Below are 15,042 nucleotides of genomic sequence, written 5' to 3' on the forward strand. Positions count from 1 at the left end.
GTATGAGTATTTATAATAAAAAAACGCTCATCGTAATCTTACTCCTTACTATAATTATTTCTTTTATCTTTTTTATAGCAACCAAAGAAGATAATTATAATAAAGATGAATTATATGAAAATAAGATTGCAGATCATGATCAGAACCCATCAGATGAAAATTACGGTGTTGCTTCGAATAATCCAATAGCAAGCCGTGTGGGTGAGAAAATTATTGAAGACGGAGGCAATGCTGTTGATGCTTCCATGGGTGTTTCATATGCATTAGCAATAACCGAGCCTCACTCATCTGGTTTAGGTGGCGGAGGCGCGATGTTAGCCTATGATGGCAAACCTAATGTTGCGCCAAAGCAATGGCAATACAAAGATATTTCATCATTTAAATATGATGAGAAAGACGAAATAGGTACACCAGGTTTTGTACGTGGGATACATGATGCACATAAAGAAGCGGGTAAAATGGATGAAGAGAAAATTTTAAACTATGTGATTCCATTAGCAGAAGAAGGTTTTGAAGTTGATTCAGAATTAGAACGCAGTTTGAAATTATACGGTTCTGATGTTGATAGGGACTCACCATTTTTTGATGGTGATAAAACCAAAAGAGAAGGTGAAGTAGTTAAACAGCCAGAATTAGCTAAAACAATTAAAGGAATTAGAGATCATGGGCCAGACTATTTCTATGATAAAGTGGGCGACAGTGTTTCTGATCAAGTAGATGAAGAAATAACTGAAAAAGATTTTAATAGTTATAAAACCACGAAAAAAGAACCGGTTAGCACAGATTATTTAAATACTAAAGTTTATTCTGCATCTAATCCATTAGGTGGCACACTGATGCTTCAAGGTTTAGAAATAGATGAAGCAACAAACAATCAAGTGCCGCAAAATACACAGTCTGCGCCAGAAAATGAGCAAATAGATCCAAATAATCAAACTACCCCTAATAACCGTTTAGATTATATTACTGGTATTTTAAAATCGAGAGCACTTATGTATCGAAATAGAGATATAGTCAATGGCCAAGATGAAGATTACGATGAATACCTATCTCAAGATTATTTACTAGGCAAACTAAATGAAGTGAACTTTGAGAGTAACTTCAACACAAATAATGTAGATAATACAAGTACAACACACTTTGTTGTAGTTGATAAAGAGGGCAAAGTAACAAGTACTACTAATACACTATCAAGTTTCTTTGGTTCAGGTGATTTTATGAAGGAAGGTTTCTATATGAACAACTCTTTATCAAACTTTTCTTCTGATCCTTTAAGCCCTAACCATGGTGGGAAACATAAAACACCTAGATCATATACAGCTCCAAGTATAGTCGTGGGTCCTGATTATTATATGGGTATTGGGACGCCAGGAGGTAATAAGATTCCTACCACAACCAATGAAGTGCTGATAGATTACTTAAAAGGTAATGGCACGCTTCAAGAGTCGATAGATAAGCCACGCTTTTACAATGATGGCGGTACAGTGTTTTATGAAAATGCTATGAGTAAGGCAGATGTTTCTATTTTCAAAAGTTTAGGTTTTAAAGTAGAAGAAAAACGAAACGATCCTAACTTTGGTAGTGTGCAAGCAGCACTTTACAATAAAAATGATAAGACTGTAGAAATAGGACACGATGTTGGTAATAGATAAAATAAGGCACAAGCTAAATTGATGAGTCTAGCAAACAACACAAATTTGATGAAGAAAAGTGAAAAGGTAGATTTCCTATTTAAGGAAATCTGCTTTTTTGCCTTATCGATTTAAATTAATTTAATATGATGCTTTAAAATAAATTTTATAAAGTTCTGTAATATTTATTATAAAAGTAAAGATATGGTTTGGAATTAGAAAAAAAACTGTATTAACTTGTACGGGGATGGATATAAGTAGAAAAAGACTATAATAGTTGGTAATATAATGTTTATATAATGCATTTTATGAGTACAGTGTAAAAATGGACTTATAAAACAGATTTATATAGCCAAGTTATTTAATAATAAAATTTGAAAAATAAAATAAAAACTGAAAAAGCAACAACTACATAGGAGGGAAATATATGATATATGCTGGTATTTTGGCTGGAGGTATTGGATCAAGAATGGGAAATGTTCCATTACCAAAACAATTTTTAGATTTAGATGGGAAACCTATTCTTATTCATACAGTAGAGAAATTCTTATTAACAAGTGAATTCGATAAAATCTTTATTGCTACACCTCAAAAATGGATTTCTCATACGAAAGATACCTTACGTAAACATAATATTAATGATGACAGAATTAAAGTTGTGCAAGGCGGCGAGGACCGTAATGAAACGATTATGAGTATTATAGAAGCAGCAGAAGCTGAAAATGGTATTACTGATGAAGATGTTATTGTTACACATGATGCAGTTAGACCGTTTTTAACACACCGTATTATTAAAGAAAACATAGCAAGTGTTTTGAAATATGGTGCTGTAGATACTGTAATAACAGCTACTGATACAATCATCACATCAGAAGATGGTGAATCCATAAAGTCTATACCAGTTAGAAGTGAAATGTATCAAGGTCAAACGCCTCAATCTTTTAATATTAATTTGTTAAGAAATAGTTATAATGAGCTTTCAAGTGACGATAAGAAAATTATGACAGATGCCTGTAAGATACTAGTTGTAGCAAACAAATCTGTAAGACTAGTTATGGGAGAATTATACAATATAAAAATAACGACACCTTATGATCTTAAAGTTGCTAACTCAATCATAAAAGGTGGGATGTCGAGTGATTAATCAAGTATATCAACTCGTTGCTCCGAGACAATTTGAAGTAACATATAATAATGAAGACATTAAAAGCGATAAAGTTATTATAAGACCACTGTATTTGTCAATTTGCGCAGCAGATCAAAGATATTATACAGGTAGTAGAAATGAAAAAGTGCTGAAAAACAAGCTGCCAATGTCATTGATTCATGAAGGTGTTGGTGAAGTTGTTTATGACAATAAAGGTATGTTTGAGATTGGTACAAGAGTCATCATGGTACCTAATACACCTGTAGAAAAAAATGATGTCATAGCTGAAAATTATTTGCCAAGCAGTAAATTTAGATCTAGTGGTTTTGACGGATTTATGCAAGATTATGTATTTATGGATCACGATAGAGTCGTTGAAATAGATGAGAGCATCGAAGATTTAAGTACAATTGCTTATTCTGAATTAGTCAGCGTAGCTTGGCACGCAATTCAACGTTTTGAACGTAAATCAATTTCACATAAAAATAGTTTTGGCGTATGGGGAGATGGGAATTTAGGTTATATAACAGCGATTTTACTCCACAAACTATACCCAGACGCTAAAATTTATGTTTTTGGTAAAACAGATTATAAATTAAGTCACTTTTCATTTGTAGAACATATATATCATATTCATGAGGTGCCAGAAGATGTCTCATTTGATCATGGTTTCGAATGTGTAGGCGGTAAAGGAAGCCAGTCAGCGGTGAATCAGATTATTGATTTGATTTCTCCAGAAGGGACAATTAGCTTATTAGGCGTAAGTGAATATCCAATAGAAGTAAATACACGTCTTGTACTAGAAAAAGGTATAACGATGTTTGGTAGTAGTAGAAGTGGTGCGCAAGATTTCAGAGACGTTGCTCAATTTTATAAAGACAATCCTGATGTCGTTGAAAAATTAGCACTTCTAAAAGGTAATGAATTTGATATTAAAACAATTAATGATGCTGTAAAAGCATTTGAAACAGATTTATCAACATCATGGGGCAAGACTGTTCTTAAATGGACAATGTAAATAACATGAATATATAAATGCAAACAAGATAACTGAAAATTCAATTTATACTTATTTTAAACTATTCTAAATTAGTTATTAATATACATTGCGCAATTTTATAACTAATTAATTGAACGAGAGAGGGTTTTTAAAATTGAGCAAATCTAAAATAATAATTGATGACATTTATTGGGAGCGAATTCAATTATTTATTGAAGGTCACGTTAATGATATTGAGCTTAACAAGAAAAATTTTGTTTTACGAAATTTGACTGAAACTAAAGAATTAGCAGCAAATGATGTGAAAATTGAAGGAAACAAATTTAAAGCACGTTTTAATGTGGCGATTTTAGATGATGGAAACTATCTTCCATCTGGTGAATATCTCATTGTCTACAAGGATCATTTTGATTATATTGCACATATCAATGAAACATTACTGAATCCTAATAGTTATGAATTAGATGATATCCAACTAGAAGAATACGAAGCAGAAGAAACACTAAATGGAAAAAATAATTATCTTTTGAAACATTATGAGTTGATATTTAAAAAAGGTGGCAATTCAAAGAAAACAGAATATACTGTTCAACCAATGATTTCGAGCGAAGTAAATGAGTTTGTGTTGAATATTAATTTTAAAGCACCGGAACCGAAAGTGAACCCGGTTAAGAAAAAAATGATGGACTTGCGATTAAAATATAATAGATACTCTTTTAACATGCGTAATTTTGTATTTCAATCTATATTTAAAGTAACTAAATTTTTCCACTTAAAAAAAGGGAATACAGTATTATTCACTTCTGATTCAAGAGAATATATGTCAGGTAACTTTGAGTACGTATATAACGAAATGCTACGTCAAAATTTAGATAAAAAGTATAAAATCCATGCCCTGTTTAAATCCAATATTTCTGCAAGAAGAAATTTCATTGATAAGTTTAAGTTTCCGTTTTTATTAGGTAAAGCAGATTATATTTTCGTAGATGATTTTCATCCACTATTATATACAGTGAAGTTTAGAAAAAGCCAAGAAATTATACAGGTTTGGCATGCAGTAGGTGCCTTTAAAACAGTTGGATATAGCCGTACTGGTAAAAAAGGTGGGCCGTTCTTTAATTCCGTCAACCACAGAAATTATACAAAAGCCTTTGTCTCATCTGAAACAGATATTCCTTTTTATGGGGAAGCGTTTGGCATTAAAGAACAGAATATTATACCAACAGGTGTGCCTAGAACAGACATTCTTTTCGATGAAAATTATGAAAGAGAAATTGTAGCTGAAATGGAGCAAGATTTACCTATCATTAAAGGTAAAAAAGTTATTCTATTTGCACCAACATTTAGAGGCAGTGGCCACCACACAGCACATTACCCATTCTTTAAAATAGACTTTGCGAGATTTGCACGTTATTGTCGTGAAAATAATGCAGTTGTGCTGTTCAAAATGCATCCATTTGTGAAAAATAGACTAAATATACCTAGAGAATATGAACAATATTTTGTAGATGTATCAGATTTTAGAGAAGTTAATGACATTCTATTTGTTACTGATATATTGATCAGTGATTATTCTTCTCTTGTATATGAATTTGCAGTATTTAAACGTCCAATGCTCTTTTATGCATTTGACCTTGAAGACTACATTACTTCGCGTGATTTTTATGAACCTTATGAAACTTTTGTTCCAGGTAAAATTATCGAATCATTTGAAGATTTAATTACGGCATTAGATAATAGCGATTACGAAGTAGAAAAAGTATCACCTTTCTTAGACAAACATTTTAAATATCAAGACGGGCGCTCAAGTGAGCGTTTAGTAAGAAATGTATTTGGAAGTTAACTTATAGTAGAACTAAAATAATAAGATCAATATAGTGAGTTAAGTACAATGATAAATAGACTGATGGTAAGATATAGCGTATATTTTATTTGCTATTAAACTAAGTATATTGCATTGTATCTTAGCTCACTTTTTATGAGGTGAAATAAAGTGAAATTTTCAATTATAGTACCAAGTTATAACTCGGAAAAATATATTGAAGAGTTATTGAACAGTCTAAAAAATCAAAAGTATGATAAAAAGGATTTTGAAGTGATACTTGTTGACGATTGTTCAACAGATGACACACTAAAAATTGTAGAGCCATATAAAGATAAGATGAATTTAATTGTGAAAAAGCTTGATACTAATTCAGGTGGCCCAGGTAAGCCAAGAAATACAGCACTACAAATTGCTCAAGGAGAATATGTATTTTTTGTAGACTCTGATGATTATATTAATAACGATACGTTAAAAGATGTGTCTAAATTTGTAGATAACAATAATGCAGATGTGGTATTAGTAAGAATGGAAGGTGTAAATGGTCGTGGTGTTCCAAGGTCTATGTTTAAAGAAACAAGTGACTCTGTGACACTGGAAAATTCGAGGATTATATATACACTAGGTCCTACTAAGTTTTATAGAACGTCATTATTACGCAATAATAATATTAATTTTCCAGAAGATTTGCGTAGCGCTGAAGATCAACTATTTACAATGAAAGCTTATCTCAATGCGGATAAAATAGCTGTACTAGCTGATAAACCTTATTACTATGCTGCAAAACGTGAAGGCGAACATATGAGTTCAGCCTACGTTTCACCAGAAGATTTTTACAAGGTCATGTCATTGATAACAGAAGCAATATTAGACAGTCCTTTAGATAATAAACATAAGGTGCTAGGTTATTTTATAGATCGTCATTTCTCCTTCTCAAGAACTAATAATTTTTCTCTGAAAATAGCCGATGATAAAAAAGAAGTATGGATGGATGCATTAGGTGACTTTATCCAAAAAGTACCTTCAGAAGTAGATGAATTAGTAAACGATTCCTTGAAACCATTGTTGTATTACGCACGTCTAAAAGATATGAAACATTACCAAAAGGTTGAAGAAAGTTATAAAAATGGTCGCTTTTATAACTATAATGCACACCAAGGAGAACTGGAAATACAATTTGGTGAAAATGAGCCGTTTTTCAAATTCAAACAATTGATTAAACCTGATTTAAGAATGTCACATTTTAAATTTAATGATAAAGGATTTGAAATAGAGCTAGAATTCTTAAAATCAATCATTAATCCTAATCATGTTGCGACAATGATTCAATTAAAGCTTGTTTCTCGAAACAAAAAAGAACTGATTTATGTACCGTTAGCAATTAACGATCAATCTCGCTTTAAATTTAGTGCGTCGATGAATGATATAATCCCATACTTGGTGAAAGAAAAAGTTTGGGATGCCTTTTTAGAGATGAGAGTAGATAATATAATTGTTGAAAAACGTATTGGTAGTAAACGTGCAAAATATCCTTATGAAGTAGAGACAAGTACAATTGCAGAAAGTAATAATAAATATTATCGCTTTACGCCATACTTCACGAAAGATTTTGATAACCTGTCATTCTATGTAACTAATAATAAACTTTATGACATGTTAGAAGTTACTTCTAAAGATAGTAAAACAATACAATTACGTAGCTTAAAATTCAATTACTTATTATCGGAAGGGATGACAGCACTTATGTTGCCTAAACGCTTCACTTATGGTTATTTAAACAGTTTAAACACAAACGATAAGATGACATATGATTTAACTGTGCATGAGAAAGTGAAAGCAAGCGAACTTAAAAAGAACTTTAGAATTGAAACGCCGCATTTAATCTTAAAGTATTAATGATATATTAGTTTGTCTTTAAAGATGTTTAAGCTTAAACTCAAAATTTAATAGATGACTGTTAGAATTCTACGGAAATCTAACAGTCATTTTTTTTACAATATTATTATTTTATGGGGATCATGAAATACAAAAGTGAAGAATTAGAAACTGTTAATACCATAGGTTCTTTATGAGCATGCATATTTAATTTTGCTAATGGATAGTTGGTATTATTTATTTGTTTCAGTATTGCAGGATTAATATATTTCTGGTTGAGCTTGTGAGGTACCAATTGTGAAACCATACCATGATCACGGTTAAGTAGACGCGTGAATACAGGGAAATCGTTGGAGAAATTATGGTTAATATTAACCTCTACGTATTTATGAGTCTGATTGCTTTGATTATTAAACAATAAAAAATGATAATGGTTTTTTGTTTTAGCTATGATTCCATAAGAAAGCAATGCAACTTGATTATTGAGAAAAGGCTTTAATAAACTATAAACATGAACGATAGGCATTACGCTTTGATGGTGATTGATAAGCATAAAGTGCTCTTTATCATCTGTATAATAGGCATAGCCAAAGCCAGCGATGTATTGATTCAGTTCAATCAATAATTCAGACAATAATATATGGGTAGCATCAGTCTCATTATTGAAATAAACTTTTAATGCATTATGGGTTATTTTAGCGAAAATTAATTTTTTTGAATGTTTTATCCCCATTTTATGAAGGAACAGCGCTATATTTTGTTTTAAAGTATTTTCTGATTTAGAATAAGTTGATTTTTTTGAAATTAAGTTTCCAAATGTAATCAAGTCATGGTTAATGTAAAAATAATCTACTTGTAATGCATTAATTTTCTTAATGATGTGAGTGAGGTTATGACCATATTCAATAAAAGGATCTATAACGATTCCTGTTTTTAACAAAGGAAATTGGTGATTTAATCTTTTGATAAGACATTGCATATCTTTAATAGAACTGGTTTCAAGTTCAAATAATAGAGTTATTTGCTCTAAGCAATTTTTAGTATTAAGCGTTTCTTTCAATACTTTAAGTACATGATAATCAAATGTTTGCACTAAATTTAAAGTTGTAATTTTAAATGTTAAATCATATCCTTGAGTAATTAAATATTTAATTGTATCGAATAACTGTTGAGTATCTAAATCATTTAAGTACACAAAGTCTGTATTTTTAATTAAAAAGTTTACTTTAGAGAAGTTGGAATAAATATTATTTTGTATAGCATTGTAATTAAATTTTAATAAGTCTTGTAAATTATCTATCCGAATAACCATAAAAGTATCATGGAAGCGTTGATTAAAAGATAGGTCAGCCAGATTTAAAGTATATGGTATTTCTGTTTGATTGCGAGAATAATAATAAATATCCGAAAAATATTTGGATAAATTAGGTTCGTTGATTGCTATTTGATAAGGATCGTTGAAATAACCTTTTCTAAATTGATAAATATACCTTTTAGGAGGTACACCAATATAATGTTTGAAATGTTTTGAATAAGTACTCACATTCATGAACTTATATTTTGTTGCTACATCATGAATCGCTTTATTATCTTGTATTAAATCAAAGACGGATAAAGCAATTTTCAATGAACTTATATATTGTTTGAAATTCATAGTTAATATTTTTGAGAATAAAATAGAGATATAGGATTGTGAAATGAAAAATGTTTTGGATACTTGCTTAGTAGTTAAAGTGTCATAGATATTTTTATGGATATATTGTGTTAGGCGATAAACTAGTGGGTGCTTTGTGTATAGAGGTGGTAAATAATTATATTGTAATGACACTTTTGCTTCTTTTAGTAAAAACTCGATTATATTAGAAATATAGTAATTCATTACATTTTTGTCTTGAGCATTATTTTGGAGCTTTTGTAAAATTAAATTTTTGAATTGCTCTACATAACGTATTTGATTAAAGTCAAAAAATGAATGCGATAAACATGGATCTTTTTCAATAAATAGAGGTAATGGGATATCTAGTTCAAGAAGGTCTTGAACATCAATCATTTGATATAAATCAGCATTATTAATTATAACGCCATTTTCTATCGTCATAATTGAGCCATTCAAATTAATTTTACATGGCTTCCCTAACGGAAGAAGTATAATAACCTTATTTATACAGCGTGTTAATTGAGTTGTGTAATGACTTCTAATAGATAAAGAACTTATCACAAATATCACCTTTGCCTAAATATAAACCGATTGCTTTATAGTAATAACGTTATTGTACAACTGTGACATGAAAAAATGTTCGAATATCAAACAAGATTAATAAATGGATATCTTAAAGAAATAATTAGTCGTTCAGACAAATGATTTCTTAATGGAGAATTGGGATTCATTAAATTTATTGGGCTTTAAATTAATAAATAAGATACTTCATTTAGAATGTGAAAATTTGAGGTTAGTTACAAATAAATGGATTTGTATATAATTTTTAAATATAAGCTAAATATATGCAATAAACATAAAAATGGTGATACAAATACTTCTGTTTTAAATTAAAGTGAGAGAAAGTAGTAAATAATGAAAAAGAAGGAGTTTGTTGCACTTAAAAATAATGCTGACGTGCTAACCTTATGATTTATTTAGAAGGATAATAAAGGGAACAGTGAACAATACAAGAAGATCTAAAACCACAGCCTGAAAGTGATTTTAGATCTCTTGCAATGGGCCATATTGAAGTATATGCTCATTTGCTGAGAATCATGTTGATACGCTTTATTAAAACGGGTGCATAAAGTTTAATTCTGGGAATGGAATATAACTATGATAATAAACGGCACGATGATGGGCCTTTATATAAAACGCAAACACATTCTCTATAAATATTATATAACTAACAATGTAGTCTTACAATATAAAATGCATAAATAATAAAAATTTGCACAATGCAAAGTAGGTTTGTTAAAATGGCTTAACTTTCTTGAAATTAACATAAGTTAGCACTTAATAATGAGAGAGAAATAATTTTTACTAGAATCATTTTTGCTTAGCATATAAGTCTATAGATTTAAAAATTAAAATTGAACAGGTAATAAATAAAAACAAAGTAAATAAGCCATTAAATAAAGTATTTCTGAAGATTTGAAAGATGGTTATAGAGCTAAGTTTTTCCAAAAATATGGAGCCAGTTGTTTGGATTTCAAACAAATCAAGGGAGAACAGTATTAACGTGATAAAGACCATGTAGATTAAAGCTATAACAAAAAGATTTAATATATCAGACAAAAGTATTTTTTTCATAGTCACCAAGCTCCTCTCTTATTTCTCTATAACCGATTAAACAAAAAGTAATAGTAATATGTATAAATTTACCAAAACTTTATAAAAGTGATAAGCAGTCAAGTTATAGCGAACAATATAAATGTTGCATAAGAAAAAGCAAGAATTTAATAAATTAAGTTTAAATCTTAGGTCAAAACTGTTTAACATGCCAATATTGTGCTAAAGAGTAAGTAGTTTAGTTTTATCAAGAAGGGGAGGTTCAATATGTATAAAGCTATTATCTTTGATGTGTATGGAACAATCTTTGATATGTCATCCTTAGAAAATGATATGACTCAATTTGATGATGAATTAGCAGCATCAATTTCAAAACTATGGCGAAAAACACAATTAAATCATATGTTTTTAAGACAAATTATGCAGCGCTATATTCCATTTGATGATTTAACTAAAGATGCTTTACGCTATGTACTGGATGAACATAAAATTCAGTATAATAGAGACGATGTAAATCAATTATTTGATGCCTTTTTAGATTTAAATTATTTTAATGAAATTCCACGTGTACTTTCTAGTTTGAATGGAAAAGGTTTCGATATCGGTATACTTTCTAATGGCAATGATAGTATGTTAATGCCGTTAGTCGACAATTCAAAAATCAGTGACTATATAAATACTGTGATTAGTGTAGATGAGATTAAACAATATAAGCCAAGCCCTGCAAGCTATGCGCTAATATTAGAATATTATAAAATGACTAGAGAAGATATTTTGTTTGTGTCTTCAAACTCTTGGGATGTAACTGGAGCAGCTAATTTTGGTTTTGATACCGTATGGGTAAACCGTAAAGGAGAACAATATGATGATAATGGACAGTCGCCGACCATTACAGTGAATAATTTAAATGAAATGGCAAAGTGGTTAGAAATGAATAAATAAATAAATATAATAAAACAGCCCTAAAATTTAGGGCTGTTCAGAGTGTCGACAAAGTTCACGACTTTGTCGACATTTTTTTATGGAGGCCAAAAATGTCTGTAGTCTTTAGCTTATGATTTTTTAACTAGTCAGGAGTCGGTCCAAATTACTGTAACTTTTCAATCAAACTCGATATGTTAAATTTCGTATATGAAGTTGTCGAAGACAAATATTAGAAATGTATAGTCTTATTTCAATGGCATAGTACTTAAATCTAATTGATAAAAGGCTAAATCAAGCCACTTATCAAATTTATAACCTACCTTATGTATGGTACCTGAATGCGTAAAGTTAAATTTTTTATGTAAATAAATACTATAATCATTTGTAGCATCAATACCAGCAACTAATGTTTTATAGCCATTGCTGTGTGCCTGTTCAATTATTTCTGAGAGTAATTGAGAAGCAATCCCTTTGCCTCTATGGTGTTTATTAACGTAAATAGAATGTTCAATTGAGTATTGATAGGCGGGCCAATCTCGAAATGAACCATAAGTAGCAAAACCGATTGCTTCTCCTTGCTCTTCATATACGATGACAGGTTCATTATTGTCGGTCTTTTTTTCGAACCAAGCTTCTCGTGATTCTAGGGTTTGGGGATTATATGTATAAACTGCTGTAGTATTGAGTATAGCATCGTTATAGATGTCTAATATATTAGGTAAGTCGGATTGAACTGCGTTACGTATCATAATATATCATCCTTTCAGTGAGTTTTTGTGAAAATAATTCATAAGTGTAGTTAGAAAATCATTTATTTATATTTAACACCTAATATGATGAATACGCAATTTATTGTTATGAAAGTTAACATCTTAGATTATATAATAGACAATACCTTAGGAAAAGAATGTATGGCCTAGTATGCCTTGTGCTATACTTATGTAGAATTCTATAATAATTAAAGCTAATAAAGGAGTTATAAAGCATGAAAAAATGGGGGAGCCGACTCATTTCACTTATTGGAGTATTGCTTATATTGGCAGCTATTTATATCTTTGCCAAGCCACATATTGATAATTATTTTACTGAGAAAGAGAACGAGGAAAAAGTTGAAACTTTCGATAAACAACATAACAAGAACCAACAAGAGCAGGTTGAAATACCAAATGATAAATCAGAAATGGCAGGCTATATATCCGTGCCAGATGCAGATATAAAAACACCAGTTTATCCTGGACCAGCGACACCAGCACAACTTGAAAGAGGTGTGAGTTTTGCTGAAGCAGATGAGTCATTAGAAGATCAAAACATTGCAATTGCTGGTCATACGTTCACAGGTTCTTCGACCTATCAATTTTCTAACTTGCCAAAAGCAAAAAAAGGAAGCAGTGTCTATTTTAAAACTGGGAATGAGGAAAAAACATATAAAATCACTAAAATATTTGATGTGAAGCCTGAAGATGTCGAAGTTCTAGAAGAACAACAATTAGATAAACAGCAATTAACTTTAATTACTTGTGATAACTATAATGAACAAACGGGTGAGTGGGAAGACCGTAAAATATTTGTTGCTGAAGCGACTTAAATGATATTAGTAATTAAAAAAAGACCGTATCGAGACGATTGTATTAAACTACTGTGATTGAACAAGAGTGTAGTTTAACGGCAAGCATGAGCTTGCAATAATCGCTTGATAACGGTCTTTTATATTATTTATCGATAACGTCGATAAAACGTTTTGTTATTTCTTTTGGACGTGTAATTGCTCCGCCAACGACAGTACAATGCACACCGAGATCAGTAACTGCTTTGAACATTTTAGGGGTGATGACATTACCTTCAGCAATAACTTTAGCATTAACATTTGCTAAAACATCTTTAAGAAATTGGAAATTATTTTCATATAAAATATGTCCTTTAGTATAAGAGGTATAGCCACGTAATGTAGTCCCTACATAATCGAAACCTAATTCGTCCGCGTATTGCGCTTCTTCAAGCGTTGAAATATCAGCCATAATTTCAACATTTGGTGCTGCTTGTCGTATATATGAAACAAGTTCTTGTAATGATTCTTTAGGACGTTGTTGTTTTGTAGCATCTAAGGCAATTACTTCACATTTACTTTCAATTAATTCATCAATTTCTTGACTTGTTGCTGTAATGAAAACGTCTGAATTATCGTAATCACGTTTAACGATACCAATGATTGGTAGGTTAACTTCTTTTTTGATAGCAATGATATCTTCTTTAGAATTTGCTCTAATGCCAACTGCGCCACCTTCGTATGCAGCTAGAGCCATTTTTGACATGATAAATGATGAGTGTAAAGGCTCATCAGGTAAAGCTTGGCATGAAACAATTAATCCTTGTGGTAACATAATATTACACTCCATAACTTTAGTAGATTTAATATAAAAATTAATTTGTATCGACTTAGTAATTTTAATATAACATCAAGAAAATAATAATCAATAGTTTTCATTGTTATGAAAAACATTTTCATATATACTTTAATTATTATTTATTTTGAAAGGGTGAATTTTATGAAATTTGAAAATCGTATTCAACGTTATCATCATTTATTTACAAAAACTGATAAACAAATTGTTGATTACATTCAAAATAATGATTTTGATGATACATTTTCCACAATTAATTCGCTAGCGTATGCTATTAAAACATCACCAGCGACCATTACACGCTTTAGTAATAAATTGAATTATGACAACTTTCAAGATTTGAAATTTAATTTACAACAAGAAATGACGGACAGAGTTATTGAGAACAGTCCGCTGATTCAACGTATTCATAAGTATCATCAAGATATTATTCAACAAACAGGAGAATTTATATCTGATGAAAAAATTCAAAGTTTTGTAAATCAAATTAATCGTAGCCGCCAAATTATTTATGCTGGGCTCGGTAGTTCAGGTTTATCTGCAACTGAATTTTACTATCGTATGATGCGCATGGGATTGAAGGGGAGCGTTTCTACAGATGCGCATCAAATGAAAATATTTGCCTCATTATTAACAGCTTCGGATACTTTTGTAGCTATTTCAAATAGCGGTGAGACTACAGAGTTAATTGCTGCTGCAGAAATTGCACATGAACGAGGTGCTTATGTGGTAGTCATTACAAATTATGAAGGAAGTCTTTTAACGCAATGTGCAGATCTAGTATTAATTACAACGGATCAATCTAGAATTAATGATACACAATTTATTAATACACAAATAGCGACGCTTTTCTTAATAGATATTGTCAGTTATTTATTGTTAGATGATAAATATATGAATAATGTTTATCAACAAACTAAAAAAGTGATTTTAAATGAATGATAACAACAGATAACCTGCGAAATGGCGTGCG

At 30.4% G+C, this 15,042-nt stretch carries 11 protein-coding genes; 8 read left to right on the plus strand and 3 right to left on the minus strand.

Annotated elements, in window-relative coordinates:
* Window positions 1–2 precede the first annotated feature (2 nt).
* From MHB47_RS02230 to MHB47_RS02250, 5 genes are all read left to right on the plus strand, one after another.
* On the plus strand, window positions 3–1,652 hold the full coding sequence (locus MHB47_RS02230; RefSeq protein ID WP_340754834.1) for a gamma-glutamyltransferase: 1,650 nt from the start codon (window positions 3–5) through the stop codon (window positions 1,650–1,652).
* A gap of 406 nt (window positions 1,653–2,058) precedes the next feature.
* On the plus strand, window positions 2,059–2,775 hold the full coding sequence (locus MHB47_RS02235) for a D-ribitol-5-phosphate cytidylyltransferase (protein ID WP_340754835.1): 717 nt from the start codon (window positions 2,059–2,061) through the stop codon (window positions 2,773–2,775).
* Window positions 2,768–3,796, plus strand: a complete 1,029-nt coding sequence (locus MHB47_RS02240) for an alcohol dehydrogenase catalytic domain-containing protein (protein WP_340754838.1) — start codon at window positions 2,768–2,770, stop codon at window positions 3,794–3,796. Before MHB47_RS02235 ends, MHB47_RS02240 begins: the two co-directional genes overlap by 8 nt.
* Window positions 3,797–3,932: 136 nt before the next feature.
* Window positions 3,933–5,621 (plus strand): teichoic acid ribitol-phosphate polymerase TarL, encoded by a 1,689-nt coding sequence (gene tarL, locus MHB47_RS02245; RefSeq protein ID WP_340754840.1) that lies wholly within the window; start codon window positions 3,933–3,935, stop codon window positions 5,619–5,621.
* 150 nt (window positions 5,622–5,771) lie between these two features.
* Window positions 5,772–7,496 (plus strand): glycosyltransferase, encoded by a 1,725-nt coding sequence (locus MHB47_RS02250; RefSeq protein ID WP_340754841.1) that lies wholly within the window; start codon window positions 5,772–5,774, stop codon window positions 7,494–7,496.
* Window positions 7,497–7,602: 106 nt separating this feature from the next.
* Here MHB47_RS02250 and MHB47_RS02255 read toward each other — a convergent pair whose 3' ends face one another.
* Window positions 7,603–9,693, minus strand: a complete 2,091-nt coding sequence (locus MHB47_RS02255; protein WP_340754843.1) for a helix-turn-helix domain-containing protein — start codon at window positions 9,691–9,693, stop codon at window positions 7,603–7,605.
* Window positions 9,694–11,013: 1,320 nt separating this feature from the next.
* Here MHB47_RS02255 and MHB47_RS02260 point away from each other — a divergent pair.
* Window positions 11,014–11,688, plus strand: a complete 675-nt coding sequence (locus MHB47_RS02260; protein ID WP_340754845.1) for a haloacid dehalogenase type II — start codon at window positions 11,014–11,016, stop codon at window positions 11,686–11,688.
* Window positions 11,689–11,915: 227 nt separating this feature from the next.
* Here MHB47_RS02260 and MHB47_RS02265 read toward each other — a convergent pair whose 3' ends face one another.
* Entirely contained in the window at window positions 11,916–12,419 is a 504-nt protein-coding gene (locus tag MHB47_RS02265) for a GNAT family N-acetyltransferase (RefSeq protein WP_340754847.1), read from the minus strand.
* 236 nt (window positions 12,420–12,655) lie between these two features.
* Here MHB47_RS02265 and srtA point away from each other — a divergent pair, with 236 nt between their 5' ends.
* Window positions 12,656–13,255: a class A sortase SrtA gene (srtA, locus tag MHB47_RS02270; RefSeq protein ID WP_340754850.1), complete on the plus strand. Its 600-nt coding sequence runs from the start codon at window positions 12,656–12,658 to the stop codon at window positions 13,253–13,255.
* A gap of 124 nt (window positions 13,256–13,379) precedes the next feature.
* Here srtA and MHB47_RS02275 read toward each other — a convergent pair whose 3' ends face one another.
* Window positions 13,380–14,048 carry an N-acetylmannosamine-6-phosphate 2-epimerase gene (locus tag MHB47_RS02275; RefSeq protein WP_340754853.1) on the minus strand — a complete coding sequence of 223 codons (669 nt, stop codon included), beginning with the start codon at window positions 14,046–14,048 and terminating at the stop codon, window positions 13,380–13,382.
* A gap of 165 nt (window positions 14,049–14,213) precedes the next feature.
* Here MHB47_RS02275 and MHB47_RS02280 point away from each other — a divergent pair, with 165 nt between their 5' ends.
* Complete coding sequence (locus MHB47_RS02280) at window positions 14,214–15,011, plus strand: MurR/RpiR family transcriptional regulator (protein WP_002506682.1); 798 nt, start codon at window positions 14,214–14,216, stop codon at window positions 15,009–15,011.
* Window positions 15,012–15,042 lie beyond the last annotated feature (31 nt).

Origin of the sequence: Staphylococcus sp. FSL K6-3157 (genome assembly GCF_038005145.1) — a bacterium.
Lineage (GTDB): Bacteria > Bacillota > Bacilli > Staphylococcales > Staphylococcaceae > Staphylococcus > Staphylococcus equorum.